This is a genomic window from Nonomuraea sp. NPDC050556 (assembly GCF_044457355.1).
Classification (GTDB): domain Bacteria; phylum Actinomycetota; class Actinomycetes; order Streptosporangiales; family Streptosporangiaceae; genus Nonomuraea.
In genome coordinates, this window is sequence record NZ_JBITGU010000005.1 from 713,680 (window position 1) to 738,127 (window position 24,448).

The window sequence follows — 24,448 nt, forward strand, 5'->3', positions numbered from 1 at the left end:
GCTTTGAGCTGTTCGTCGCTTGTGAGGTGTATGTCCTCTGTCACGGGACCCAATGGTCAACAGTTCTTGTCCATTTGTCAATCCGTGAGGACCCGCCGTCGGGTGAGCGGGGCCGTGGCGAAGCGGAGGAAGGCCTTGCGCCTGGTCAGCCAGCGCACGTGCGCGCCGTTGGCGGCCCGGTTCACTGCCTGCCGGGCCAGCCACGGGGTGACGGTCTCCACCCGGTCGGCCAGGATGTCGTAGACGCGGCGCGATCGCGGTGTGAGGTCCTTCGTCAGCAGGTCGGTCACCACCATCCCCGGGCTGAGCAGGCCGATGGAGACGCCGTCCGGGACCTCCTTCGCCAGAGCCAGAGTGAGGTAGGTGAGGGCGCGCTTGCTCGCGCCGTACACGGCCAGCCCGGGTACGGCCCTGCCGTCGCTGCCCAGCCCCTCCATGTTCCAGACGTGCCCGTGGCCCTGCGCGGCCATCCCCCCGAGCGCCACCGCGCAGCCGTTGATCACACCGACCAGGTTGACGTCGACGACGTGCCGCGCCTCACCCGGGTCCAGCTGCCACAACGGGGTCCTCGTGTGGGAGACGCCGGCGTTGTTGATCCACATGTCGACCCGCCCGTGCGCCTCCACCGCCAGATCCCAGACCCTCTGCACCTGGTCGCGGTCGGTGACGTCGGCCACCACCCCGTCCCCGCTGGTGCCGCAGTGGATCACCTGATGCCCCATGGCGAGGAACGAGGCGACCAGCCCCTTGCCGATCCCGCGGGTGCCGCCGGTCACGACGATGACCATGGGAGCCTCCTCCTGTCGCGGACGCGCCGGGCGAGGACCAGGCCTGACCAGGTCAGCAGGGCGAGGATGCCGACCAGGAGGTAGTCGATCGCCGGGATCCTGATGATCTCACCGGGCGCGCTGCCGAGCTCGCCGCGCAGGCCGTACGCGATCATGATCGAGCCTGCGTAGCAGGCGGCCAGGAGCCATCGCACGGTGCGCGACAGGCCGAGCCCGTGCATCTGGGTGAGGACGAAGACGCCGAGGAAGCCGAACAGGAACATCGGCCACATGCCGTCGGGACCCGACGTCATGACGGCCACCATGGTGCCGTGCACCGCGACCGTCAGTTCCAGGGTCAGCGTCCACCAGCGGTTCGTGTGCGCCCGGGTGAGGAACAGGCTGCCCTGCAGCAGCAGGAGGAACATGTAGAAGAAACCGACGAGGTGCCCGGTGGTCGACTCCGCCGGGTGGTACCAGAACGTGTAGACGGCCGCCCAGCTGAAGAGGTACCCGTGGTAGCGGCGAGCGAAGTCGACGACCTGCCTGCCGATGGGCGCCGGCCTGCCGAGGAACAGGCCGCGCCGCCGGTTCTCCATGATCAGCACGACGACCAGCAGGAGGACGACGGAGCCCTGCGAGCTGAAGATGGAGACGTCCTGGGCCAGCCCGTCGTAGAACAGGTGGGTCTGGAGCACGTGCAGGGCGATGAATCCGGCGTTCACCGCGAGGGCGATGACGTTGATCGGATGCAGGCCGGTGGAGTAGCGGCGCACCCTGGTCTGGGCGTAGAAGATCATTCCCCAGAACGCGAGCTGGTGCGCCGCGTATCCCGCCCATGCCGAAAGCCTGGTCCAGACGGTTGGATGGGGGAGCTTCCAGTAATACCAGGCGACACCCTGGTCGGGGAGCAGGGTGATGCCGTGCAGTCGCTGTCCGAGCAGCCAGATCACCGCGGTCAGGGCGGCGCTGGCAGCTGTGCCGAGGGCGAGCGTGCGGCCCGGGCTGATGTTCATCCCTTCCATAATGGAATATTTCCATTGTGGAAGGGAATAGGCGACAGGGGAGAAAGTGATACCGGAAACACCAGACGCCTTCCAGCTGATGGTCGCGATGCGCCGTCTCAACATGGAGAGCGATCGCTTCGTCGAACGGTTCGCCACCCTGCACGGGCTGCACAGGACCGACCTGAACGCCCTGGTCGTCATCCTGGACGCGGTCAATGCCGGCCACGCGATGTCCCCTGGCGAGCTCGGCGCCGCGCTCATGCTCAGCCCCCCGGCCACCACGGCCCTGCTCAACCGGCTGGAGCAGGCCGGTCATGTCGAGCGTCGGCGTAGCTCCACCGACCGGCGCAAGGTGGAGGTGGCGATGAACGAGCAGGCCGCCGAGCTCGCCAGGCAGTTCTTCGCGCCCCTGGGCCGTCAGCTGTCCGAGGTGATCGGTGGCTTCAGCGAGGAGGAGCGACGGGTCATCGGCCGGTTCCTGGCCGGCAGCATCGAGGCCACGGTCGAGGCGAGCAAGCTCGCCCGCCCAGAGTGACGCAAGAGACAGAAGGGCCCTGGAATGCGTGCAGCCAGCCCGGTGCTGCACCAAGCATGAGTATTTTGATTGCGTACGACGGTTCTGACGACTCCCGGCAGGCGATCGCGTTCGCCGCCAAACATCTCGCAGACGAGCCCACCGTTGTCCTGAGCGTCTGGGAACCCCTGCTCGTCCAGCTCAGGCACCACCCTCTTGCCAGCGCCGCCGTCCTGACCAACGACGCGGACACCGACGCGGGCCAGCAGGCCCTCGCCGAGCAGCAAGCCCAGGAAGGCGCCGAGCTCGCCAGAACGGCCGGCGTCACTGACGTCACCTACCGCGCCGTCGCCGACAAGGAATCCATCTGGCAGACCATTGTCGACGTGGCCGACGAGCTAGACGCAGCGGTGATCGTCACCGGCTCCCGCGGCCTGGCAGGCGTACGTTCTGTCCTGCTGGGCAGCGTTTCCAACCACGTGCTTCACCACGCCAAGCGCCCGACCCTGATCGTTCCTCCGGCGCTCGGTTAGCAACCGCCGGGCCCCAGGGCCCTCCTGGCCCAGCCTGTCGTGCGGGTTGGCCAGCGCGCACCTGTCCAGCGACAGGCAGCCGCAGCCGATGCAGTCGGTCAGGTCGTCCCGCAGCCGCTGGAGCTGCTCGATGCGGTCGTCGAGCTCCGTGCGCCAGGCCGCGGACAGGCGGGCCCAGTCGTCCCGCGTGGGCGTGCGCCCCTCGGGGAGCTCGGCGAGCGCCGCCTTGATGGTGTCCAGCGGGATCCCGAGCCGCTGCGAGGTGCGCACGAACGCCACCCGCCGCAGCGTGTCGCGGGTGTAGCGGCGCTGGTTGCCCGCCGTACGCCGGCTGCTGATCAGGCCCTTGGTCTCGTAGAAGTGCAGTGCGGAGACGGCCACGCCGCTCCGCTCGGCGACCTGCCCCGGCGTCAGCTCCTTGGTGATCATGTGATGACCGGCCGGAAGTGGGTGATCAGCGACCCGTCGAAGAAGTGCAGCGCGTAGGCGGGCGGCAGGTCGTAGCTGACCGGGATGCGCTCGACGGACTCGGTGGTGGTCAGCGCCGTGGAGAGGACGCCCGGCGCGATGACGAGCGGGCGCCCGTGGAAGGTGGTGCTGACCGCGGTGTGGGCGTGGCCGACGAGGACGCCCGCCACGTTGGAGTGCCGGTCCAGGAGATCGGCGAGGCGCGACGGCGAGTGCAGCATGATGTCGTCGAGCAGAGGGATGCCCAGCTTGACGGGCGGGTGGTGCATGCCGACGAGGGCGGGCACGTCGGGGCGTTCCGCGAGCACCTCGTCCAGCCAGGCGATGGCCGCGTCGCCCAGGTAGCCCTCGTTGTGGTGGGCGATGCTCGAGTCGGCAAGCGCGATCGTGACGTCGGGCAGCCGCAGCGCCTGGTTGGCCGGGCCGAGCACCTTCTCGAACTCCACGACCAGGTCGTGGTTGCCAGGACAGATGATGAGCGGGATGTCGCAGGCCAGGACGTCGCGCGCGATCTCGTACTCCTCCAGGAGCGCGTGGTCGGCGATGTCGCCGGTCACGATGATCGCGTCGAGCCGTCCGGGGAACGAGGTCAGGTGGCGCATGACGCGCCTGGCGCGGTCGACGCTCGCGTCGGAGCCGCCGATATGGATGTCGCTGATGTGCGCGATGACCGCCATGTCTGAACTTTATCTTTCGAAGAAGCTCTCCAGCACGACGATCGTCTGCGTGCCGGTCACGCCGTCGACCTCGAAGATCCTCCGGAGTACGGCCTGCAGCTCCTTGGTGCTCGCCGTACGGACCTTGACCAGGACGGAGGCCGGTCCGGCTATGACGTGCGCCTCCTCGATGTCGGGGATGGCGCGCAGCGCCTCGGCGGTGTCGCCCATCCAGGTGCTGCCGTCGACCATGACGTAGGCGAGCACGCCGCGTCCCATGGCCACGGGGTCGACCTCGATGGTCGTGCGCAGGATGACGCCGCGTTCGCGCAGTTTGCGCACCCGGTCGTGCGCCGAGGCCCCGGACAGCCCCACCGCCTTGCCGAGCGCCGCGTAGGACTGGCCCGCGTCCTGCTGCAACAAGCCGATCAGCTTCAGGTCCGTTTCGTCCATGGCCTAACACTATCAGGCAAAGAAGCGGTATAACCTAATGATATGACGGACTACATCCCCGCGACGTTCGAAGCGTTCGACGAGCGCTTCGACGGCATCGGCGGCGACGACGACATGGAGCGCCTCTTCAGGGGCTCACGCTGGGCCGAGGGGCCGGTGTACTTCCCGGCCGGCCGCTACCTCGTCTGGAGCGACATCCCCAACGAGCGGATGTTGCGCTGGGACGAGATGACCGGCCACGTCGGCCCGTTCCGCCAGCCGTCCGGCTACACCAACGGCAACTCCCGCGACCGCCAGGGCCGCCTGATCTCCTGCGAGCAGGGAAACAGGCGGGTCACCCGCACCGAGCACGACGGCTCGATCACCGTCCTGGCCGACAGGTGGGAGGGCAAGCGGTTCAACAGCCCCAACGACCTGGTTGAGCACTCCGACGGCTCGATCTGGTTCACCGACCCGCCCTACGGGATCACCAGCAACTACGAGGGCGTCAAGGCCGAGCAGGAGATCGACGGCTGCCACGTCTACCGCGTCCTCGACGGGGAGGTCACCAAGGTCGCCGACGGCTTCGTCCGCCCCAACGGCCTGGCCTTCTCCCTGGACGAGAGCCTGCTCTACGTCGCCGACACCCGCGCCAACCACATCAGGGTCTTCGACGTGCACAAGGACGGCACGCTCGACGGCGACCGGATCTTCTGCGAGGGACCTGGCGACGGCAAGTACGACGGACTCAGGCTCGACGACACCGGCAGGATCTGGGCCGCGTACGGCAGGCAGGTCCACTGCTACGACCCCGACGGCACGCTGATCGGCAGGCTGGTGATGCCCGAGGCCGTCGCCAACCTGACCTTCGGCGGGCTCAAGCGCAACCGGCTCTTCATCGCCGCCAACACCAGCCTGTACACGCTCATGCTCAACGTCACCGGAGCCCCTACTCCCAGCGGAACAGCTTGACCGCGAGCCCGCCGAAGACCAGCAGCCCGACGACCATGACCACGATGCTCGACACCTGCGGCGCGTGCCCGGCCCAGGTGTCGCGCAGCGCCTGAGCGAACGGGCCGGCGACGGAGTAGTCGCTGATGGTCTTCAGCGCGGCGGGCATGATGTCGCGCGGGATCCACATGCCGGCCACGAACAGCAGCGGGAACATGATGATCGAGCCGATCGCCGGCGCGACCTTCCCGTTGGGCGCGACGGAGGCCACGACCAGGCCGAGCGCCAGCAGCGCAGCCGTACCGAGCAGGAAGACCAGGACGAAGCCGAAGATCTGGCCGGGCAGGCGGGAACCGAGCACCAGGTGACCCATGACGACCAGGATCAGGGCCGAGACGACCCCCACCGCCAGGTTGATCACCAGCTGGGCGGCGAGCAGCCTGCTGGGATGCACCGGCGTGGTCGACATGCGCCTGAGCACGCCCTGCTGCCGATAGGTGGCGAGTACGGCGGGCAGCACGCTGAACGACAGCGTCATCAGCGCGAGCAACACCATCTGCGACGGCAACTGGGTGTCGACGAACCGCTCGCCCCCGAGCTGCGGATCGGCCTTGGACAGGTCGGGGATGCTCCCGATGACCAGGAGCAGGATCAGCGGCAACCCGATGGTGAAGGCCAGGGACGGCCACTCGCGCAGGTGCAGCTTGGCCTCGACGGCCAGGATCTTCTTCATGCGAGCCTCTTTCCGGTGAGCGCGAGGAAGGCGTCGTCGAGCGTCGTCTGCTCGATGCGCAGGTCGGTGGCGATGACGTCGTGCTGGGACAGGCCGATGGTGACCACGTGCGGCAGGTTGCCCGTGCCCTCGACGGTGATCTGGTCGCCGGTGCGGCTGACGGAGATCACTCCGGGCAGGGCGAGCAGCACGTCGTCGGACACGGGGGCGGAGGGGCGGAAGCGCAGCCGCTGCTCGCTCGCCACCTGCGCGACGAGCCCGGCGGGCGTGTCGGTGGCGACGACGCGGCCGCCGTCGATGAGCGCGACGCGGTCGCAGAGCCGTTCCGCCTCTTCCATGAAGTGCGTGACGAGCACGATCGTGACGCCGGAGTCGCGCACCTGCTCGACCAGCTCCCACGCGTCCCTGCGGGCCTGCGGGTCGAGGCCGGTGGTGAGCTCGTCGAGGATGGCGACCCGTGGGCGGCCGACGAGCGCCAGCGCCACGGACAGCCGCTGACGCTGGCCGCCGGAGAGCTTGGCGAAGGCGGTGTCGCGCTTCTCCTCCAGGCCGACCTTGCGCAGCAGCTCGCGCCAGTCGGACGGGTTCTCGTAGAAGGAGGCGTAGAGGTCCAGCGCCTCCCACACCTTGATCTTGTCGGGGAGCACGGCGCTCTGGAGCTGCACACCGACCATGCTCCTGACCGCGTCGCGGTCGGTGCGGGGGTCGAGCCCGCCGACGCGGATCGTGCCGCCGTCCGGGACGCGCAGCCCGGCCAGGCACTCGACCGTCGTGGTCTTGCCCGCGCCGTTGGGGCCGAGGACGCCGAAGATCTCGCCTTCGTCGATGGCGAACGACACGTCTTCCACCGCGACCTGCTCGCCGTACCGCTTGTGGAGGTTGCTGACCTCGATGACCTTCATGCCGACAACGTTAGAAATCTTGGCGTTTTGCCGGAATCCGGCTGCGTGCACTCCTGGGGTGTACCTAGGTGCAGTGTGCTGAGGCGTTTCCTTCACGCACACTGGAGGGCATGTTGCGGAAGGTTGGTCAGGGTTTGGCGTTGCTCGCCCTGCTTTTTGTCGAGCTCCCCGTCATCGTCCTGGCCTTTCTCACCGTCCTGCTGTCCTTCGGACTCGGCGCGGTCCCGCTCTTCCCGCCCATGGTCCGGCTCGTCAGGCGGCTCACCGGGCTCACCCGCAGACTGGCGGGCGAGTGGTGCGGCGTGGAGATCCCGGCGCCCTACCGGCCGATGCCGCCGCGTGCGGTGCCGATGGCCGACGGGTGGTACCGCTCCGACCGCACGCTCTACAAGACGCCGCGCATCCCCGAGTGGAACGCCAGGTGGAAGTGGCTGTTCGGCGACCCGGCCACGTGGCGCGACCTGCTGTGGCTGTTCCTCGACCCGCTGGTGAAGCCGGTCATCCTGGTACTGCTCGCGCCGTACGCCCTGCGCGTCTACGGCCGCTGGTGCGCGCTCCTGCTCGCGCCCACGGCCAGCGTCAGGCTGGCCGGGCAGGTGCGCAGGCTCACCCAGGTGCGCAGCGACACCATCGACTCGCAGGCCGCCGAGATGCGCAGGATCGAGCGCGACCTGCACGACGGCGCCCAGGCCAGGCTGGTCGCGCTGGGCATGACGCTCGGCGCGGTCGAGCAGCTCATCGAGGACAACCCGGCGGCCGCCAAGGCGCTGGTCGGCAAGGCCAGGGAGGTGTCCGCCGACGCGCTCACCGAGCTGCGCCGGGTGGTGCGCGGCATCCACCCGCCCGTGCTCGCCGAGCGAGGGCTCGGCGACGCCGTACGGGCCATGGCCCTGGACAGCCCGCTGCGGGTCAGCGTCGAGGTGGACCTGCCGCACCGGCCGGAGTCGCCGGTGGAGGCGGCCGTGTACTTCTCGGTCAGCGAGCTGCTGTCGAACGCCGCCAGGCACGGCGGCGCCGAGCAGGCCACCGTCGACATCAGCGGTAACGGCAAGGACCTCACGATCGTCGTCACCGACGACGGCATGGGCGGCGCCGATCCGTCCAAGGGGAGCGGGCTGCACGGCATCGAGCGGCGGCTGGCCGCGTTCGACGGCCTGATCGCGCTGTCGAGCCCGCCCGGCGGGCCCACGACGGTCAGCATGTTCATTCCCGGCGTGCTGCCGGACGCGCGCGGGGGCGTGCTGCGGCGGATGCCGTTGTGGAAGAGCTCGATCGTGGTGTTCTGCTGGGGGCTGGCCTGGTTGCCGCTCTTCCCGCAGGGGATCGTCACGGCGGTCTTCAAGGCGCTCGACCTGTCCGAGCGGTCGTGGTTCTACGCCCTCTACCTGCCTGAGGCGTGGCAGTGGCCCGCCATTATCGGAAATATCATCCTTGGGATGGCCATGTACGGCATAGCCATGTACCTGCCGATCCAGCACTCGCGGGAGCGGTGGATGGCTGAGGCCGGTCCCACCCGCCTATGGTTGACCCGATGCTGAATCGTGTTCTGATCGCCGAAGACCTCTACCTGCTCAGGGACGGCCTGGTCCACCTGCTGCAGGCGCACGGGTTCACCGTCGTGGCCGCCGTGGAGAGCGGGCCCGAGCTGCAGAAGGCGCTGCTGGAGCTCCGTCCTGACGTGTCCATCGTGGACGTACGGCTGCCGCCGACGTTCACCGACGAGGGGCTCCAGGCTGCTCTGCAGGCGCGTAAGGAGGTGCCTGGGCTGCCGATCCTCGTGCTGTCGCAGCACGTGGAGCAGCTTTACGCGCGCGAGCTGCTCGCGGACGGGTCGGGGGCGATCGGGTACCTGCTCAAGGACCGGGTGTTCAACGCGGAGCAGTTCATCGACGCGGTGCGCCGGGTCGCGTCCGGCGGGACGATGATGGACCCCGAGGTGATCGCCAAGCTGCTGGCGAGCACGGCCCGCCACGAACCTCTCGCGCGGTTGACCCCGCGTGAACGCGAGGTCCTGGAGGCGATGGCCGAGGGACGGTCCAACGCGGCGATCTCCCAGCGGCTCTTCCTGAGCGACAGCGCGGTGGCCAAGCACACCGCGAACATCTTCGCCAAGCTCGACCTCGCCCCCTCCGACGACGACAACCGCCGCGTCCTCGCCGTCCTGACCTACCTGAACGCCGCCCGACGATCCTCCTGACCGTCTCTTAGAGCTCTTCAGGTGTTCCGAGTCCTGGTCCCCGGGGTCCGTGGGCGGGGTCGGGGGTGACGGGTGGTGGTTCTGTCGGTCGGGCAGGCTACCTTTTGCCATGGAGGTGTTTTCAGGTGAAGATTCGGGTCAACCGGGATGTTCTTGCAGACGCGGTGGCGTGGGCGGCCAGAGTCCTGCCCAGCCGACCTGTGGTCCCCGTGCTCGCCGGGCTGCTCCTTGAGGCCGGAGAAGACCTGACCCTGTCCGCCTTCGACTACGACGTCTCCGCCCAGGCGAGCGTCGAGGCCGACGTGGCGGAGCCGGGCAGCGTGCTCATCCCTGGCCGCCTCCTCGCCGAGATCACCCGCAGCCTGCCGGCCGACACCGTGGAGATCGTCACCGAGGGCGCGGAAGCCGTCCTGACGTGTGGAAGCGCCGAGTTCGGCCTGATCACCATGCCGGTCGAAGACTTCCCGACCCTCCCGCAGATGCCACCGGCCATCGGCGCGATCGGCGGCGGCGTGTTCGCCTCCGCCGTCACCCAGGTGGCCCCGGCGGCCAGCCGCGACGACACGCTGCCGATGCTCACCGGCATCCGCGTCGACATCGACGGCGAGGGCGTGGCGATGGCCGCGACCGACCGCTACCGGATCGGCGCGCGCGACTTCACCTGGCGCCCGGAGAGCCCGGACGTCGCCGTGTCGGTGATGATCCCGGCCAGGGTGATGGTGGAGATCGCCAAGTCGATGCGCGGCGGCGAGGTGTCCGTCGCGATGGGCGACGGGGTGGCGGGCTTCGAGAGCATCGGGCGCAGGACGACCGTGCGCCTGCTCGACGAGCAGTTCATCGACTACCGCGCGCGGCTCACCCACGACTGGTCGATCAAGGCAGACGTCCGGGTGGCGCCGCTCATCGACGCGATCAAGCGGGTGGCGCTGGTGGCCGAGCGCAACACGGCGATCCGGCTGTCGTTCTCGCAGGGGCAGCTGCTGGTCCAGGCGGGTGGCGGCGACATCGGGCGCGGGGCGGAGTCGCTGGAGTGCGAGCTGCGCGGCGACGACATCCAGATCGCGTTCCAGTCCCAGTGGCTGCTGGACGGGCTGGCGGGGGTGGAGACGGAGTTCGTGCGCCTCAACATGGAGGGCCCGAGCCGCCCGGCCATGATCACCGAGGTGACCGGCGACGCCGACCCGGCCTTCCGCTACCTGCTGATGTCCCTCCGCCGACCGGCCTGACCCACGAAGAGGGGTACGGCGGAGCCGAGGGAGACCGTGGCTGGGCTCCATCTGCCCACGCCACTCCAGGCCCACGTGACCGGCCACCGCTACATCTCGGCGGTGACCGTGCGGGCGTAACGGCGGTTAATGTGCACGCTCGTCGGCTGTGTCCCTAAAAAGAGCCCAGCCACCAACGGTGGCTGGGCTGTTCACGGCTTCGCCGTAAAAAGATCTCAGACCTGCTCGGTCAGCGCGATGAGGATGTGCTCCATGCACGCGTGCCCCGCCCGCTCGGCGGCGGTAGCGTCGCCCGCCGCGATGGCGCGGGCGATCGCGTCGTGCGGGATGTAGCTCTTGTTCAGCGACGTCCCAGCAGCCGTGATGCTCGCCCGGAGCGCCGCCGAGAAGTCCTCGTAAAGGTCGATGAGCACCAGGTTGTGCGTCGCGTAGACCACAGCCACGTGGAACGCCAGGTCGGCCTCGACGAACTCCTCGGCCGTCCCAGACTCCCAGGCGCGGTCGCGTGCGGCCAGCGCCGCCTCGATGCGCAGGATGTCGTCGTCGTTGCGCCTGGTCGCGGCCAGCCGAGCCGACTCGACCTCCAGCGCCCGCCGCACCTCGAGGATCTCGAGCTGCTCGGCCTGGCGGAGCCGGCGCAACATCGCGCCGGACAGCTCGCTCGTGGCGCGCACGTAAGTGCCGTCGCCCTGCCTGCACTCCAGCAGCCCGGCGTGCGTGAGCGCGCGCACCGCTTCGCGCACGGTGTTGCGGCCCACGCCCAGCTGCTCGGCGAGCACGGTCTCTGTGGGGATCTTGGCGTTCATCGGCCATGACGCGGTGGTGATCTGCTCCTTGAGCTGATCGATCACCTGGTCGACGAGCGAAGCCCGCTGCGCCGTACGCAGACTCACAGTCCGCCTCCTCCGGGGAAACCAATCATCCTATGAGTCAATGACTGGTAGACCCTAATTATTCCAGACGCCAAAAGACAAATCTGGAGCTCCCGGAAGAATTTACTGTGACACCGTGGACTCGACCGTTACCCCGGCCATGGCCGAACGGACACCCGCTGCCTCGAGCGCCCTACGATACGCCGCGGTCTGCTCGCGCTGCGCGCCGGCCTTGCCGTACAGGTCGCCGAGCTCGCGCCATGACGCGGCCGCCAGCCTGTCCGACCCGAACACCGGACCGTTGAGCGCGGACAGCAGCTCGCGAGCCGTGTCCAGGTGGGCACGAGGCTCGTCGCCGAGCGCCATCGCGGACCTGGCGAGCACGAGGTGCGCGGCCGCCGGGACCGTTCCTGGAGCTCCATGAAGCAGCTCCAGAGCCGCCTCGGCCAGCTCGCCCGCCGCCCGCGGCTCGTCCGCGCGCAGCTTGACCCTGGCGTGCGCGATCATGCTCTCGCCGTGCTCGTGCGTGGCGTCGGGCAGAACTGAGAAGACGCGGCCCGCAGCGACGACGAGCTGTTCTGCCTCGTCAGCGGGTGCGAGCTCGAGCCTGGCCCAGCCCATGGCGGCACGTGCGAGCTGGCGCGCCTGGCGGCCCGACCTGCCCGCGGCGATGGCGTCGTCGGCCAGCCGTACGGCCAGCGCAGAGTCCTCGCCTGCGGCGGCGACGATGCTCGCCTGCCACAGCGCGTGGATCTCTCCGGAACGGTCCACAACCTCAGGGACCCCGCCGGAAAGCACCTGGCGTACGTACGCGAGCTCCGCCGAGTCGCCCTCGCGGTCACCGCGCATCTCGACCAGAGCGGCGGCCAGGTCGACGGCGATCTCGCCCTGGACGATGGACAACCGTGTGGCCTGCTCGAGCGCGACGGCGCCCAGGTCACGGGCGCGCAGCCGGTCGCCGGCACGCTGGTAGCAGCGCGCGAGCGCCACGGTCAGCGGCAGGTCGGCGAGCCGCTCGGGGTGCGCGGCGGCCTCCCTGCGCAGGCGCTCGAAGGCCTCGACCGCCTGGCCGAGCCTGCCCTGCGCCTCGAGGGAGCGGGCCCTGCCCAGCCGCGCGTGCGCGGCGAGCATGGCGTTCTCCTCGCCGGCCGCCTTGACGATCTCGGTGAAGCGGTCGGCTGCAACGGACGGGTCGCCGTGACGCAGCTCGAGTTCCGCATGGCGCAGGCCGAGTTCGGTGTCGATACGCTGACGCGGCTCGATGCCGTGAAGAAGGAACTCGGTCGTGCAACCCAGCCTCTCGGCGAGCAGGCGGGCGACGACCGGCGTGGGCGTGCGCTTGCCTGACTCGATGAGGGAGACATAACTGTCAGACAGGTCGGGGCCGGCCAACTGGGCCTGGGACATCCGCCTGTTCAGCCGCAGTCCACGGACGCGGTCACCGATGGTTCCCTGACTCGGCATCTCATCTCTCAAGGCGGGGAAGGGTCAACATCTCGTCATGATTGCATGAAGCAGCCGAAACGGGTATCCCCACCTGAAGAATCCAGGTAACAAGTCTCTACACGAAGGGCGTATGGGGGTTAATCATCCCCTTCGTCCTTGCTGGGGAAAAGCATCTGGCAGACCTCTAGATAGAGCGTCTCCGGATACGGAATGTACTCGACCGTCGAGAGTGCCTGATCCTGACCGGCCGACTCGAGGATGAACTCGCCGTAACCCAGCATGCGTCCGAGCAGCGAGCGCTGGAAGCTCATGTCCGTGACCTTCTGCAGGGGCATCATCGCGACCTTGCGCGTGATGAGCCCCGTGGTCAGCAGCATGCGCTTGGAGGTCACCACGAAGTAGTCCACGGACCACTCGGCGACCTTCCACACGAAGCGGATGAGCAACAGCAGCCACAGCCACCACACGACGACAAGGGCGGTACCCCCGCCCTTGTCGCCGAAGAACTTGCTGAGGAGACCTGCGATGATCAGGCCGCCGAAGACCTCGGCGACCGGACGCAGCAGCACGGCTGGGTGACGCCGTACCATGATGACCTGGTGTTCGTGGGGGAGTAGGTAACGGTTGACCGACGACGGAGCAGAGTCCCCGTGGGTCACAAGTCTCATGCGATGCTGTTCACAAATTGCGCCAGAGAGTCTGCTGCGTTGAACACCGTGTCGATCGCGCCTCTTACCGCGTCAGCGGCGTCAGCTGGTCGCGCGAACAGGTAGTACGCAACAAATGCGATACCACCGTATGTGAGGACCTTTTTGACCTGCACTGTCGCCTCCGATACCCCATACCCACTACACCCGCCGTATACATTACCCACCCGAGTGGCCGGGTAAAGCGTAACTACGCCGGTTAGTTCTGATCTTGTTTAGCCGCGTTCGCTCGCGACGAGAGCCAGCACGTGAAGGTGCTTGCGCGCGATCCGCTCGACCAGGCCGGGCGGCGCGTATCCGGTGACCTCAAGCGCCCCATAGTGCGCCGCCTCGACGCACCGAGTGACGGTCGTGGCGGAATGGACACCGGCGAACTCGTCGCGCAGCGCCGTCTCCACCTCCGCGTACGGGCTCGCTTCCGCCTCGTTCGACTCGCTCACCGGAACCCTCTTCGCTCGCTCATGTGATGCTGTCATTACTCTTCGTACCCGCACAACTACATTATGTAACGAAGAGCTGAGCCTGCGTGAGGGAAAGTCTTGCTCAGACGACGCCGTAGAGACGGTCTCCCGCGTCGCCCAGTCCAGGCACGATGTAGCCGTTCTCGTTGAGCCGCTCGTCGAGCGCCGCGGTGACGACGCGGATGGGCTTGCCCGAGTTGGCGAACACCTTGTCCATGTAGGCCAGGCCCTCGGGCGCGGCCAGCAGGCAGATGGCGGTGACGTCGATCGCGCCCCGGTCGAACAGGAACTGGATGGCGGCGGCGAGCGTGCCCCCGGTGGCCAGCATCGGGTCGACCACGTAGCACTGGCGCCCGGACAGGTCGTCGGGCAGCCGGGTCGCGTAGGTCTCGGCCTGCAGCGTCGACTCGTTGCGGATCATGCCGAGGAATCCCACCTCGGCCGTCGGCAGCAGCCGCGTCATGCCGTCGAGCATGCCGAGCCCGGCGCGCAGGATCGGCACCACCAGCGGGGTCGGGCGGGCCAGCCGTACGCCGTGGGCCTCGGCCACCGGAGTCTGGACGGTCACGTCCGTGACCCGGACGTCGCGCGTGGCCTCATAGGCCAGCAGAGTCACCAACTCGTCCGCGAGTCTGCGGAAGGTCGGTGAATCGGTGCGGACATCCCGCAGCGCGGTCAGCTTGTGAGCCACGAGGGGATGGTCGACGACGAGGGTCTCCATAAGGGATAACGCTATCTTGTCTGGTAGGTACCGGCACGCCGCGTACTTGGATTTGATCACAATTTGGTCGGAGCAGCCCACGCTCGGTGTGCGGTTCTGGAACCATTGGAGCCCGGTAGAGGGGGACTGATGTCAGACCAGGACGCGCTCGACTTCGCCATCGTGGTCTACCGCGAGGATGAGTGTTGGAACGCCGACCTCATGCCCGTCGCACTCACTTCTGATCTCCACGGGCTGATTCATGCCCTTCGTCAGCAGCCGAGCGAGAGCGGCACGATTGGCCTGATCGCCGTGGGGGATGAGTTCTTCGTGGCGCTGCGGGTGCTGGGTGAACGGGTCGATGTCTTCCTTTCGGACATCGCCGCCGCACTCGACTTCCCGCTGGCACAGCAGGTGCTGGAGTATCTCGACGTGCCGATCCCCGACGAGGACGAGCTCGACGAGATCCTTCAGGACGAGGAGACGGTGCTCCCGGCGGGAGACCTGTCGATCTTCGTGGACCTGGGGCTCGACGAGATGGAGCTGGGCATCCTGTCCGGCGACATCGACCTGCTGCCCGAGGACGTGCTGTCCAGCATCGCCGCACGGCTCGGGTTCTCCGAGCCCTTTGAACGCGCAATCGAATCGGTCTTCGGCTGACTCTCGGGAGCACTGGCATGGCCTCCAGCGCTATTTTCTCGGCAGCGTTCGTCAGGACACCTGACGGTTGGAGTGGCGCGGAGGTCGATCTGAGCAGCGCCGAGATCGTCGACGATCTCGGCGACGCCGTACAGGAGAGCCTCGGCCTGACGGGTGACGAGCTGGCCCTGCTGTGCGTGGAGGTGGAGGACGAATGGTTCTCCATCGCCCGCTACATGGGCGACTTCGAACCGCGCGTGTTCCTCTCCGACGCGCACGCGGTGATGTCCGACGTGCTGGGCGAGCTGTTCGCCGAGTTCGCCGGCGTCGCGCCCGACAAGGAGAACGGTGACCTCGGCGTACGGCCGGCAGGCGACTTCGAGCTGCTCGGCGACCTCGGGATGAGCTCGGAGGAGCTGCTCGAACTGTCCATGGAGGAAGGCGTGCTGCCCGCCGACATCCTGTCGGTGATCGCCGAGAAACTCGGGTTCGCCGACGAACTCGACCGGCTCAGGTGATGTACACCTCCTTCATGCGGGTCGCGCTCTCCTTCGCCCGATCCGCCGCGGACAAGGGCGAGGTGCCGGTCGGCGCCGTCGTGGTCAGCGAGTCTGGCGACCTGATGGCAGCGGCGGGCAACGACCGCGAGGCGGCGTCGGATCCCACCGCGCACGCCGAGGTCCTCGCCCTGCGCGCTGCCGCGTTCTCGCTGGGCTCCTGGCGGCTGAGCGGCTGCACGCTGGTGGTGACGCTGGAGCCCTGCACGATGTGCGCGGGCGCGGCCGTCCTGGCCCGGGTCGGCAGGATCGTGTACGGCGCAGCCGATCCGAAGGCCGGGGCGGTGGGGTCGCTGTGGGACGTGGTCAGGGACCGGCGGCTCAACCATCGGCCGGAGGTCGTCTCCGGGGTGCTGGCCGAGGAGTGCGGTGCGGTCCTTAAGGAGTTCTTCGGTACTCGCCGGATCCGGTAAGCTGCTCCACGGTGGTGTCGCGTAGTGGCCGAGCGCGCACGCCTCGAAAGCGTGTGATGGGGCAACTCATCCGTGGGTTCAAATCCCACCACCACCGCCACGCGGAAGAGCCTCTGACCATGTCAGAGGCTCTTCGTGTTTTCAGCAGTGGTTCGACAGCGACATGCCCTTGATGAGCGGGTACAGGGCGGGGTTGAAGTGCCCCTTGGCGAACCATCTGTACGTCTGCGCCTCGGCGGGGATGTTCTTGACGAACTTCGTGCTGGTGCTTCCGGACACCTGCACGTCCTCCAGGATGGCCCCGCTGGCATCCTTGAGATGCGCCCACATCAGCCAGGCGTCGTCGTCGTCGACGCTGAACAGGCGGCCGTCGAAGTCGGCCGTGCCGTCCGGGTACAGGGTCCAGGACGCCCCGCCGTACATCCAGCAGTCGCCGACCCTGAAGGACTTGTTCCACGAGTACCGCTTGTAGGCGGTGGTGGACGCGTCCGCCGGCAGCGCGAGTCCGGCGATGACGACGCCTGCTGCCGCCGCCATGGCCATCGCCCTTCTGATGCCTCTCATTTCGTTCTCCCCTCCCATGGAATGCCTTCCTGGGAGCAGGATCCGCCGCGGGCATTGCACTGCGCTTGAGTAGGCCCTACTCAAGCGGGATGCAGGAGCTCGAAGCCCGGGTGGTCGTGTGCTTCCGCGACGAACTCCGCCACCGGGGAGTCCTTGGCGGCCCGGAAGTAGGGGCGGGTCGCGGCGGCGATGGCGACGTAGCGCTTGAGCACCGGGCCGGCCTCCTCGGGAGCGACCTCTCTGATGGTGAACAGCGGCGGCCGTCGCGCTCGACGACGGTCACCGGGGTCGTGCGCGGGCGGCCGGTCTTCCGGCCACGGGTGGTCAGCAGGTAGGAGTGGGGGACCAGGCCTGCTCGGATGAGCACGCCGATGACCGCATCGGCTATCTGGCGGCCGCGGCTCGGCCGGTAGCGTCGCGGCTGTCGGGGATCGGGCGTCGTGTCAGCCATGCTGACCGCTTTCTCGCGGTCAGCTGTTCATGCGGGTCAGTTCGGGAGTTCGAGCACTCTCGCGTGCAGGATCGAGCGTTGATGGAGCGCCGACCTCAGCGCCCTGTGCAGGCCGTCCTCCAGGTAGAGCTCGCCGCGCCACTGCACCACGTGGGGGAACAGGTCCCCGTAGAAGGTGGAGTCCGCAGCGAGCAGCGAATGCAGGTCCAGCATGGCCTTGGTGGTGACCAGCGAGTCGAGCCGGACCTGCCTCGGAGGTATCTGCGCCCACTCTCGGTGCGTCAGACCATGTTCGGGATAGGGGCGTCCGTCGCCGACCAACTTGAAAATCACCCCACCGATTTTAGGAGAGATTCCGCTTCCTCGTGCTTACTGCAGTTCAGCGGGGCTGCAACGCTGCGTGTCTCCGCTTCCGTAACCGGTCTGGAAGGCGTGGATGCGCTGCTCCGACGAGCCGTGGGTGAAGGAGTCCGGGTCCACCCTGCCCTGGGTGCGCTTCTGGATCCGGTCGTCGCCGACCGCCGCCGCGGCGTCGAGCGCCTGCGCGATCTCGGCCTCGGTGAAGGGCTTCTCGTAGAGCTTGGTTTCCACGGCGTGGTTGGCCCAGATGCCGGCGAGGCAGTCGGCCTGGAGCTCGGTGCCGACGGAGTTGCCGCCCGAGAGCGCGCCCTTGAGGTTCTGGACGTGGTGACCGTACTCATGAGCGATCACGTACGCCTCGGCGAACGGGCCGCCCTGGGCCCCGAACTGGCTCTGCAGCTGCTTGAAGAAGCTCAGGTCCAGGTAGACGCGCTGGTCGTTGGGGCAGTAGAACGGGCCGACCGAGGAGTCCGCCGCGCCGCAGCCGGTCTGGACGCCGCCGCTGAAGAGGGTGGTCTTGGCGGGCTGGTACTCGGGGATCACGCCGTCCCAGTAGTCCTGGATGCTGTTGACGACGGCGACGACCATGCACTTCTCCGACTGCTCGGCGTCCTTGCCCGTCTTGCAGTCTTGAGCGAGGTTCGTGGTGGGTTGGATCCCGGCGGGTTCCGAACCACCCCCGCCCAGGCCGCCGCCGAAGACCAGCGCCACGATGAGCGCGATGATCCCGGTGATGCCGCCGCCGATGGCGATGCCGCCCCCCGGGAAGCCGCCGCCGCGTCCGCCTCTGTCCTCAACCTGTGAGGTGTCGAGCTCCGCATCGTCCCTGAAGTCCATGCGGGCTCTGCTGCCCGAGAATGGCGGCTAAATGCTGCCAGAGAAGGTGTCGCAGCGTTTCGGATCCCCGTATTGGTACCCGACGGTGAACCATTTCTCGCGCTGGGCGGAGGTGCCGTGGGTGAAACCGTCGGGCTGCACCCGTCCCTGGACGCGTTTCTGGATGCTGTCGTCGCCCACCGCTGCGGCGGCGCTGAGCGCCTCGTCGATGTCGGTCTGGCTGAACGGCTGCGCGTAGAAGCCGGTCTTGACCGCGTTGTTGGCCCAGACACCGGCGTAGCAGTCCGCCTGGAGCTCGAGGCGTACGGCTCCGCTGGTGGCGCCCTGGCGGGAGTTGCCTACCCGGTTCATCGTGCCGAGCAGGTTCTGCACGTGGTGACCGTACTCGTGAGCCACGACGTAAGCCTGCGCGGCCGGCCCGCCCTTCGCGCCGAAGTCGCGCTCCAGGGTCTGGAAGAACGTCAGGTCCAGGTAGACCTTGCGGTCGCCAGGACAGTAGAACGGCCCGACAGCGGAGTCCGCCGCGCCGCAGGCGGTGTTGATCGCGTTGGAGAACAGGACGGTCTTGGCGGGGCTGTACGGCTTGCTCCCGCGTTCGGCGAACGCCTGCTTCCAGTAGGACTGGATGCTGTTGACGACGCCGACCATCCGGCACTTCTCCGACTGGTTGGCCTCCGCGCCGGTCGTGCAGCTGTCGGCGAGGTTGGCGGTCGCGGCCGGGCTCGGGACGTTCTGGCCGCCGCCCTGCCCGTCCGTGAACGGCGTGGGCACGACCTTGAAGAGGAACAGCGCCGCGATCCCCAGCACGAGCAGGAGGCAGCCGCCGCCCTTGGCGCCGCCGGGGATCATGCTCCCGCCGCGCCTGGGCGGCGTCCCGCCCGCGCGCACGTCCTCTACCTGGGACGGGTCGAGCTGGGCATCGTCGTCGAACTGCATTCCAGAGATCTGCCCCTGTAATCGCATTGCTACGCATAGTGACTGCTCTACTCTGGCGGCATGACGGCTGGTTTGTTGGGAATTGCTCTGGTTTCGCTGGGTATGGTGCTCACGCCGGGGCCGAACATGATCTATCTGGTCTCCCGTTCGATCACGCAGGGTCGCCGCGCGGGACTCGTCGCGCTGTGCGGGGTGGCCCTGGGGTTCACCATCTACCTCACCGCGACCTGCCTGGGGCTGACCGCGATCTTCGCCCTGGTGCCGCCCGTGTACACGGCGCTGAAGCTGGCCGGTGCCGGCTACCTGCTGTGGATGGCGTGGAACGCCTTCCGGCCCGGCGGGACGTCCGCCTTCGAGGTGCGCGACCTGGAGCCCGAGTCGCCGCGCAAGCTGTTCTCGCTCGGGCTGCTGACGTGCCTGCTGAACCCGAAGATCGCGATCCTCTACCTGTCGCTGCTGCCGCAGTTCATCGACCCGGCGGCCGGGCACGTGCTGCTGCAGAGCCTCGCGCTCGGCTCCGTGCAGATCGCCATCGGGACGCTGGTCAACGCGCTGATCGCGATGTCGGCCGGGACGCTGGCCGTGTTCCTGGCCAGCCGTCCCGTGTGGCTGCGGGTGCAGCGCTACTTCATGGGCAGCGTCCTGGGCGTCATGGCGATCCACCTGGCGACCGACCGGTCCAAGGCGCTGGTGACCACGTGAACCCCGCGCTCGCCCGGCGGTTGTGGGCGGCGATCGAGCCGCTGCACGGCGTCATCTACTTCAACCCGGAGGGCTCGGCTGTCGCCGGGTTGAAGGGGTTCTGGATGGGTTACGTGGCCGGGCGGGTCGCTCCCGTCGGCTCGGTGGACGCTTCTACGGGACACGCGCTCTTCTTCGCCTTCTCGCGGCGCAGGATCGCCAGGGCCCTGCCCGACGCCTGGAGCTTCTCCTCGCCGGCGGACGTCGTCTCCGCCCGGCTCGCCGCTGGGGCCGCGATCCTGCGCAGGGCACTTCCCGGCCTGGACCCGTCGCCGCTGACCGAGCTGCTGGAGGACGCGATCGAGGGATGTTCCTTCGAAGGGCGGGCGCTGGCTGCCGGCTGGTCGTCCGTACCGCGTCCTGAGGATCCGGTGGCGCGGTTGTGGCTGGCCGCCACCGTGTTGCGCGAGCACCGGGGCGACGGGCACGTGATGGCGGTGGTCCACCACGGGCTGAGCGGGCTGGAGGCGGGCGTCACGCACGTCGCGACGGGGCGGGTCAGCAGGGAACAGATCCAGACGAGCCGGGCGTGGACCGACGAGGAGTGGTCTGACGCGGTGCGGCGCCTGGCCGCCCGCGGTCTCCTCGACGAGTCCGGCGGACTGACCAGGAGCGGCGAAAAGCTCCGTAGGGACATCGAGGAATCCACCGACCGCCTGGCTGTCATCGGCTTGGGAAACGCCGCGACGGAAGCCGCGATAGCCCTGGCCGCCCCGCTGAGCGACCACCTCTTCGCGACCGGCGTATTTCCCGAATCCACCCCTATAGGCCTGCGACGAGCCGCTCCTTGACGGTCGGCCATTCCTGAGCGATCACCGAATACATGGCCGAGTCGCGCAGCAGACCTTCCTCGCCGGGAACCCAGGAAGGGGACCAGCTACGCAGAACCCCCTCGAACTGCGCACCCGCCTTTTCGATCGCCCGCCGGGAACGCATGTTGCGTGCGTCCGTCTTGAGGTCGACCCTGGCCACTCCCAGCGTCTCGAACGCGTAGGTGAAGAGCAGCAGCTTGGACTCCCGATTGATCCCCGCCCCCTGCGCGGATCCGGCGAGCCAGGTCCAGCCGACCTCGATGGCCCGCAGCTCTTCCCTGCCCGGCCAGGTGCGCGGATCCCAGAACGCCGTGCACCCCACGGCCCGGCCATCCGCGACCCTGACCTGCGCGAACGGCGTCAACCCCTGGTTCACCCGCTCGAACTGCGCCTCCAGGTATTCCTTGACCCCGTCAGCGTGAGGAACCACCGTGAACCCGTAGGAGCCCCGATCCTCCTCAACGGCCCGCGCCAGGTCATCGGCGTGCTCCATGGAAAGCGGCTCCAGCCGGACCCTCGACCCGTGCAACGTAGGCACCTCAAGCCCCACAGACCCTCCTACACGCCCGGCGAACGCCAGAGGGGTCATGCCGTGTTGCCTGGCATGACCCCTCTGTGCTGGCGGAGGATAGGAGATTTGAACTCCTGATGGGTTGCCCCATACACGCTTTCCAAGCGTGCGCGCTCGGCCACTACGCGAATCCTCCGTCGAGAAGCTTACCGGACTCCCAACGCGCAAGTGACCACGATTTCGCGGCAGCAAGCACTGCCCCGTACGGCTAGACTGTCCAAGGACCCCTCGCGCGGCGTCATCCTGTGAACCTCCCCAGGGCCGGAAGGCAGCAAGGATAAGCGGGCTCTGGCGGGTGTGCGGGGGGTCTCTTCGTTTCAGCCCCCTCGCAGGCGGGATGGTCGCATGAGCCTGGCGCTTTACCGCAGGTACCGGCCCGGAACATTCGCCGAGGTCAAGGGTCAGGACCACGTCACGGACCCCTTGCGGCAGGCGTTGCGCACGGGGCGCATCAACCACGCCTACCTGTTCAGCGGGCCGCGCGGTTGTGGCAAGACCTCGAGCGCCCGCATCCTCGCCAGGTCGCTCAACTGCGAGAAGGGGCCGACGCCCGATCCCTGTGGCGAGTGCGACTCCTGCGTGGCGCTGGCGCCCACGGGCCCAGGCCACCTCGATGTGATCGAGATCGACGCAGCCTCGCACGGCGGTGTCGACGACGCGCGTGACCTGCGGGAGCGGGCCTTCTTCGCCCCGGTCTCGGCGCGGTTCAAGATCTACATCATCGACGAGGCGCACATGGTGACCCGGGAGGGTTTCAACGCGCTGCTCAAACTCGTCGAAGAGCCGCCGCCGCACCTGAAGTTCATTTTCGCGACCACCGAGCCTGAAAAGGTCATCGGCACCATCAAGTCGCGTACCCATCACTACCCGTTCCGGCTGATGCCCCCTGCGACGCTCAAGGCGCTGCTGGAGGAGATCCTGCTCGCCGAGAGCGTGCCGTACGAGCAGACTGCCCTTCCGCTGGTCGTCCGCGCGGGGGCGGGGTCGGCGCGCGACTCGCTGTCGATCCTCGACCAGTTGCTGGCGGGGGCCGACGACGACGGCATCACGTACGCCAAGGCTGTCTCGCTGCTCGGCTACACCGACGGGGACCTGCTCGACGAGGTCATCGACGCGTTCGCCGGGCGGGATGGGGCGAAGGTCTTCCATGCCGTCAACCGGGTCATCGAGGGCGGGCACGATCCGCGTCGCTTCGCCGCTGACCTGCTGGAGCGGTTCCGCGACCTGGTGATCCTGGCCAACGTTCCCGAGGCTGCGTCCAGTGGGCTGCTGGATCGGCCGGCTGACGAGCTCGATCGGCTGGTGGCGCAGGCTGCTTCGATGGGGCCTGCCGAGTTGACGCGGGCCGCTGAGGTTTTCAACGCGGGGCTCACGGAGATGCGGGGGGCCACTTCGCCCCGGTTGCTGCTTGAGCTGATGTGTGCGCGGGTGTTGCTGCCCGGGGCGGCGCAGGGGGAGGAGGCGCTGCTGGCGCGCCTCGAACGTCTCGAACGTGGTGGTGTGGTCGCCAACCTCGCCCGCCAGTCCCAGCCCCCGAGCGTTTCCAGTAGTGCAGCTCCTTCGGGCGGTACGGCTGGCGCCGACCATGGGGCCGCTGGTCCCTCGAGCGCTGTCCACGGGACCGCTGGATCTGCGAGCGCCGACGTCGCTGAGGCTCATGGGCCGGGCCCTGCGAATGCTTCCCCCAGTACGGCTGGCGGCGAGGACTGGCCGGAGGCCGCTCGTCCTGGGGCGCCTGCGCAGGCGCCCCAGGAGGTCGCGCAGCAGCCGGTGTCGTCGGCGCCCTCGGGTGGCGGTGGGGCGGTTCAGCAGCAGTGGCCGGCGATCCTGGCGGCGCTCAAGTCGCGGAGCATCGTCGTCTGGGCGAACGTGAACACCAACGCCCAGGTGGTGGGGGTGGAGGGGAACCTCGTCACGCTCGGGTTCAGCCAGGTCGGCGCGATGAAGAACTTCACGGGTGGTGGCAAGGACGCGGTGGTGGCCACCGCGCTGAGCGACGTGCTCGGGGGGAACTGGCGGGTTGAGGCGGTGGTGGGTGGGTCGCCGCTGCCTACCTCTCGTGCGCCTCAGGGGTCACCGACCCGTCCTGGTTCAGGCCAGAACGCACCCTCGGGCGGGCATGGCGCCCCGGGCTCAGGAACGGACGGCCCTGGACAGTCGGGGCCTGGCGCGCAGGGGCAACCGGGCGCGGGTGCTTCGGGCGATCACGGCTCAGGCGGTACGGCTGGGCCGCAGGGTGCCTCGGCGCAGGCGGGCCAGCAGGGCGGCGCTCCCAGCGGTGACTCGTGGGCGGTCGGTTCTGAGGCTTCCGGGTCCGGTGGCTCGGCAACAGGAGCCGGTGGCCAAGGGGCTGCTGGCGGTGGACAGGGTGCGCAGGGCGCAGGTGCGCAGGCGCAGGGTGGTCAGGGCGCGGGATCTGGTGGCTCGGCAGCTCAAGGCGCTGGGGCTCAGGGAGCCGGTGGCCCGGCGGCTCAGGGGGCTGGGGTTTCTGGGGCCGGTCAGGTTGTGCAGGGCGCTGGGGGGCTGACGGCTCGGGGTGGTTCGGCGGGTGGGGGGCCGCAGACTACGGATGAGTCCTGGCCGGATGCGCCCGACGATCCCGTGTCGGCGGATGGGCCGTCGAGTTCGGCTCCGGTCTCCACAGGGGCTGGGCTGGCTGCGGCGCGGTCGGCGGCGCGGGCCGCTGCGCAGGCGGGGCCGCGCGCCCCTGCTCCCCGTCAAGGCGGCGCCGCCGGATGGCCGGACGCGGTTCCCGGGCGTACCAAGGGGCCGGAGTCCGACGAGGTGGACCCGCTCAACGACGCGGATGCCGACGTGGACGCGGTCGGTGGCATGGCGCTGCTCCAACGCGAGCTCGGCGCCCAGGTCATCGGCGAAATCGACCACACGTAACCACAAAGAACGACCACACGTAGCCACCTATGGCGGCGTTGCGGTGGGGCGGTTGTGAGCTCGTCGGCCGTGTCCCTGGACGGAGCCCAGCCGTCTACGGCGG

At 68.6% G+C, this 24,448-nt stretch carries 29 protein-coding genes, 2 tRNA genes, 1 other RNA gene and 2 pseudogenes; 14 read left to right on the plus strand and 20 right to left on the minus strand.

Annotated elements, in window-relative coordinates:
- Nucleotides 1-77: 77 nt before the first annotated feature.
- Nucleotides 78-788 (minus strand): SDR family NAD(P)-dependent oxidoreductase, encoded by a 711-nt coding sequence (locus ACIBG8_RS45615; protein ID WP_397349532.1) that lies wholly within the window; start codon nucleotides 786-788, stop codon nucleotides 78-80.
- On the minus strand, nucleotides 773-1,783 hold the full coding sequence (locus ACIBG8_RS45620) for a hypothetical protein (protein WP_397349533.1): 1,011 nt from the start codon (nucleotides 1,781-1,783) through the stop codon (nucleotides 773-775). The genes ACIBG8_RS45615 and ACIBG8_RS45620 overlap by 16 nt, the downstream gene beginning before the upstream one ends.
- Nucleotides 1,784-1,880: 97 nt before the next feature.
- On the opposite strand from ACIBG8_RS45620, the gene ACIBG8_RS45625 reads away from it, so the two are divergent.
- Together ACIBG8_RS45625 and ACIBG8_RS45630 are read left to right on the plus strand one after the other, a co-directional pair.
- The gene (locus tag ACIBG8_RS45625) at nucleotides 1,881-2,309 is read left to right on the plus strand and encodes a MarR family winged helix-turn-helix transcriptional regulator (protein WP_397349534.1); all 429 of its coding nucleotides are present in this window, start codon (nucleotides 1,881-1,883) and stop codon (nucleotides 2,307-2,309) included.
- A 56-nt stretch (nucleotides 2,310-2,365) separates the two neighbouring features.
- Nucleotides 2,366-2,746, plus strand: a pseudogene (locus tag ACIBG8_RS45630) (universal stress protein); the annotation flags it as partial.
- On the opposite strand, the gene soxR reads toward ACIBG8_RS45630, so the two are convergent.
- From soxR to ACIBG8_RS45645, 3 genes are read right to left on the minus strand one after another with little or no spacing between them, the layout of a single operon-like run.
- Nucleotides 2,687-3,250 carry a redox-sensitive transcriptional activator SoxR gene (gene soxR, locus ACIBG8_RS45635; RefSeq protein ID WP_397349535.1) on the minus strand — a complete coding sequence of 188 codons (564 nt, stop codon included), beginning with the start codon at nucleotides 3,248-3,250 and terminating at the stop codon, nucleotides 2,687-2,689. The pseudogene ACIBG8_RS45630 and the gene soxR overlap by 60 nt on opposite strands.
- Nucleotides 3,247-3,966 (minus strand): metallophosphoesterase, encoded by a 720-nt coding sequence (locus ACIBG8_RS45640; protein WP_397349536.1) that lies wholly within the window; start codon nucleotides 3,964-3,966, stop codon nucleotides 3,247-3,249. The genes soxR and ACIBG8_RS45640 overlap by 4 nt, the downstream gene beginning before the upstream one ends.
- Nucleotides 3,967-3,975: 9 nt before the next feature.
- A complete protein-coding gene (locus ACIBG8_RS45645; protein WP_397349537.1) occupies nucleotides 3,976-4,398 on the minus strand; it encodes an Lrp/AsnC family transcriptional regulator in 423 nt (140 codons plus the stop codon).
- 42 nt (nucleotides 4,399-4,440) lie between these two features.
- On the opposite strand from ACIBG8_RS45645, the gene ACIBG8_RS45650 reads away from it, so the two are divergent.
- The gene (locus ACIBG8_RS45650; protein ID WP_397349538.1) at nucleotides 4,441-5,349 is read left to right on the plus strand and encodes an SMP-30/gluconolactonase/LRE family protein; all 909 of its coding nucleotides are present in this window, start codon (nucleotides 4,441-4,443) and stop codon (nucleotides 5,347-5,349) included.
- On the opposite strand, the gene ACIBG8_RS45655 is transcribed toward ACIBG8_RS45650, so the two are convergent.
- Both ACIBG8_RS45655 and ACIBG8_RS45660 read right to left on the minus strand, forming a co-directional pair.
- On the minus strand, nucleotides 5,327-6,061 hold the full coding sequence (locus ACIBG8_RS45655; RefSeq protein ID WP_397349539.1) for an ABC transporter permease: 735 nt from the start codon (nucleotides 6,059-6,061) through the stop codon (nucleotides 5,327-5,329). The genes ACIBG8_RS45650 and ACIBG8_RS45655 overlap by 23 nt on opposite strands.
- Nucleotides 6,058-6,963 carry an ABC transporter ATP-binding protein gene (locus tag ACIBG8_RS45660; protein ID WP_397349540.1) on the minus strand — a complete coding sequence of 302 codons (906 nt, stop codon included), beginning with the start codon at nucleotides 6,961-6,963 and terminating at the stop codon, nucleotides 6,058-6,060. Before ACIBG8_RS45660 ends, ACIBG8_RS45655 begins: the two co-directional genes overlap by 4 nt.
- A 110-nt stretch (nucleotides 6,964-7,073) precedes the next feature.
- Between ACIBG8_RS45660 and ACIBG8_RS45665 the strand changes: the two genes are divergently transcribed.
- From ACIBG8_RS45665 to dnaN, 3 genes are all read left to right on the plus strand, one after another.
- Nucleotides 7,074-8,501 carry a histidine kinase gene (locus ACIBG8_RS45665; RefSeq protein WP_397349541.1) on the plus strand — a complete coding sequence of 476 codons (1,428 nt, stop codon included), beginning with the start codon at nucleotides 7,074-7,076 and terminating at the stop codon, nucleotides 8,499-8,501.
- Nucleotides 8,495-9,160: a response regulator gene (locus ACIBG8_RS45670; RefSeq protein WP_397349542.1), complete on the plus strand. Its 666-nt coding sequence runs from the start codon at nucleotides 8,495-8,497 to the stop codon at nucleotides 9,158-9,160. Before ACIBG8_RS45665 ends, ACIBG8_RS45670 begins: the two co-directional genes overlap by 7 nt.
- 125 nt (nucleotides 9,161-9,285) lie before the next feature.
- Entirely contained in the window at nucleotides 9,286-10,386 is a 1,101-nt protein-coding gene (gene dnaN / locus ACIBG8_RS45675; protein WP_397349543.1) for a DNA polymerase III subunit beta, read from the plus strand.
- A 215-nt stretch (nucleotides 10,387-10,601) separates the two neighbouring features.
- Here the strand turns inward: dnaN and ACIBG8_RS45680 are convergent, their stop codons facing one another.
- From ACIBG8_RS45680 to upp, 5 genes are all read right to left on the minus strand, one after another.
- Nucleotides 10,602-11,279 (minus strand): FadR/GntR family transcriptional regulator, encoded by a 678-nt coding sequence (locus tag ACIBG8_RS45680; protein ID WP_397349544.1) that lies wholly within the window; start codon nucleotides 11,277-11,279, stop codon nucleotides 10,602-10,604.
- 102 nt (nucleotides 11,280-11,381) lie between these two features.
- On the minus strand, nucleotides 11,382-12,722 hold the full coding sequence (locus ACIBG8_RS45685) for a helix-turn-helix domain-containing protein (RefSeq protein WP_397349545.1): 1,341 nt from the start codon (nucleotides 12,720-12,722) through the stop codon (nucleotides 11,382-11,384).
- A 119-nt stretch (nucleotides 12,723-12,841) separates the two neighbouring features.
- Nucleotides 12,842-13,372, minus strand: a complete 531-nt coding sequence (locus ACIBG8_RS45690; protein ID WP_214318985.1) for a PH domain-containing protein — start codon at nucleotides 13,370-13,372, stop codon at nucleotides 12,842-12,844.
- A 254-nt stretch (nucleotides 13,373-13,626) separates the two neighbouring features.
- Complete coding sequence (locus ACIBG8_RS45695) at nucleotides 13,627-13,851, minus strand: hypothetical protein (protein WP_397349546.1); 225 nt, start codon at nucleotides 13,849-13,851, stop codon at nucleotides 13,627-13,629.
- A gap of 103 nt (nucleotides 13,852-13,954) precedes the next feature.
- Nucleotides 13,955-14,593 carry a uracil phosphoribosyltransferase gene (gene upp / locus ACIBG8_RS45700; protein ID WP_397349547.1) on the minus strand — a complete coding sequence of 213 codons (639 nt, stop codon included), beginning with the start codon at nucleotides 14,591-14,593 and terminating at the stop codon, nucleotides 13,955-13,957.
- A 129-nt stretch (nucleotides 14,594-14,722) separates the two neighbouring features.
- On the opposite strand from upp, the gene ACIBG8_RS45705 reads away from it, so the two are divergent.
- The 4 genes from ACIBG8_RS45705 to ACIBG8_RS45720 all read left to right on the plus strand — a co-directional run bounded on the left by ACIBG8_RS45705 (nucleotide 14,723) and on the right by ACIBG8_RS45720 (nucleotide 16,281).
- Nucleotides 14,723-15,232 (plus strand): tRNA adenosine deaminase-associated protein, encoded by a 510-nt coding sequence (locus tag ACIBG8_RS45705; protein WP_397349548.1) that lies wholly within the window; start codon nucleotides 14,723-14,725, stop codon nucleotides 15,230-15,232.
- Between the two features lie 17 nt (nucleotides 15,233-15,249).
- Entirely contained in the window at nucleotides 15,250-15,729 is a 480-nt protein-coding gene (locus ACIBG8_RS45710; RefSeq protein ID WP_397349549.1) for a tRNA adenosine deaminase-associated protein, read from the plus strand.
- A gap of 14 nt (nucleotides 15,730-15,743) precedes the next feature.
- Complete coding sequence (gene tadA / locus ACIBG8_RS45715; protein ID WP_397349550.1) at nucleotides 15,744-16,181, plus strand: tRNA adenosine(34) deaminase TadA; 438 nt, start codon at nucleotides 15,744-15,746, stop codon at nucleotides 16,179-16,181.
- Nucleotides 16,182-16,191: 10 nt separating this feature from the next.
- A tRNA-Ser gene (locus tag ACIBG8_RS45720) sits at nucleotides 16,192-16,281 on the plus strand.
- Between the two features lie 41 nt (nucleotides 16,282-16,322).
- Here the strand turns inward: ACIBG8_RS45720 and ACIBG8_RS45725 are convergent.
- From ACIBG8_RS45725 to ACIBG8_RS45750, 6 genes and pseudogenes are all read right to left on the minus strand, one after another.
- Entirely contained in the window at nucleotides 16,323-16,745 is a 423-nt protein-coding gene (locus ACIBG8_RS45725; protein ID WP_397349551.1) for a DUF6294 family protein, read from the minus strand.
- An 80-nt stretch (nucleotides 16,746-16,825) separates the two neighbouring features.
- A complete protein-coding gene (locus ACIBG8_RS45730; RefSeq protein ID WP_397349758.1) occupies nucleotides 16,826-16,957 on the minus strand; it encodes a hypothetical protein in 132 nt (43 codons plus the stop codon).
- 53 nt (nucleotides 16,958-17,010) lie between these two features.
- Nucleotides 17,011-17,196, minus strand: a pseudogene (locus tag ACIBG8_RS45735) (nitroreductase/quinone reductase family protein); the annotation flags it as partial.
- Between the two features lie 36 nt (nucleotides 17,197-17,232).
- Nucleotides 17,233-17,529 carry a type II toxin-antitoxin system VapB family antitoxin gene (locus ACIBG8_RS45740; protein ID WP_397349552.1) on the minus strand — a complete coding sequence of 99 codons (297 nt, stop codon included), beginning with the start codon at nucleotides 17,527-17,529 and terminating at the stop codon, nucleotides 17,233-17,235.
- A gap of 36 nt (nucleotides 17,530-17,565) precedes the next feature.
- Nucleotides 17,566-18,393 carry a neutral zinc metallopeptidase gene (locus ACIBG8_RS45745; RefSeq protein ID WP_397349553.1) on the minus strand — a complete coding sequence of 276 codons (828 nt, stop codon included), beginning with the start codon at nucleotides 18,391-18,393 and terminating at the stop codon, nucleotides 17,566-17,568.
- Between the two features lie 27 nt (nucleotides 18,394-18,420).
- Entirely contained in the window at nucleotides 18,421-19,329 is a 909-nt protein-coding gene (locus ACIBG8_RS45750) for a neutral zinc metallopeptidase (RefSeq protein ID WP_397349554.1), read from the minus strand.
- Between the two features lie 60 nt (nucleotides 19,330-19,389).
- Here ACIBG8_RS45750 and ACIBG8_RS45755 point away from each other — a divergent pair, with 60 nt between their 5' ends.
- Together ACIBG8_RS45755 and ACIBG8_RS45760 are read left to right on the plus strand one after the other, a co-directional pair.
- On the plus strand, nucleotides 19,390-20,031 hold the full coding sequence (locus ACIBG8_RS45755) for a LysE family translocator (protein WP_397349555.1): 642 nt from the start codon (nucleotides 19,390-19,392) through the stop codon (nucleotides 20,029-20,031).
- Nucleotides 20,028-20,861: a hypothetical protein gene (locus ACIBG8_RS45760; RefSeq protein ID WP_397349556.1), complete on the plus strand. Its 834-nt coding sequence runs from the start codon at nucleotides 20,028-20,030 to the stop codon at nucleotides 20,859-20,861. Before ACIBG8_RS45755 ends, ACIBG8_RS45760 begins: the two co-directional genes overlap by 4 nt.
- Here the strand turns inward: ACIBG8_RS45760 and ACIBG8_RS45765 are convergent.
- Together ACIBG8_RS45765 and ACIBG8_RS45770 are read right to left on the minus strand one after the other, a co-directional pair.
- Nucleotides 20,833-21,471: a GNAT family N-acetyltransferase gene (locus ACIBG8_RS45765; RefSeq protein WP_397349557.1), complete on the minus strand. Its 639-nt coding sequence runs from the start codon at nucleotides 21,469-21,471 to the stop codon at nucleotides 20,833-20,835. The two genes, ACIBG8_RS45760 and ACIBG8_RS45765, sit on opposite strands and share 29 nt — an antisense overlap.
- A 30-nt stretch (nucleotides 21,472-21,501) precedes the next feature.
- Nucleotides 21,502-21,589: transfer RNA gene (locus ACIBG8_RS45770), tRNA-Ser, on the minus strand.
- An 83-nt stretch (nucleotides 21,590-21,672) separates the two neighbouring features.
- Between ACIBG8_RS45770 and ffs the strand changes: the two genes are divergently transcribed.
- Nucleotides 21,673-21,768, plus strand: an RNA gene (gene ffs, locus ACIBG8_RS45775) — signal recognition particle sRNA small type.
- Nucleotides 21,769-21,798: 30 nt separating this feature from the next.
- Nucleotides 21,799-24,345: a DNA polymerase III subunit gamma and tau gene (locus ACIBG8_RS45780; protein WP_397349558.1), complete on the plus strand. Its 2,547-nt coding sequence runs from the start codon at nucleotides 21,799-21,801 to the stop codon at nucleotides 24,343-24,345.
- The last annotated feature ends 103 nt before the right edge of the window (nucleotides 24,346-24,448 follow it).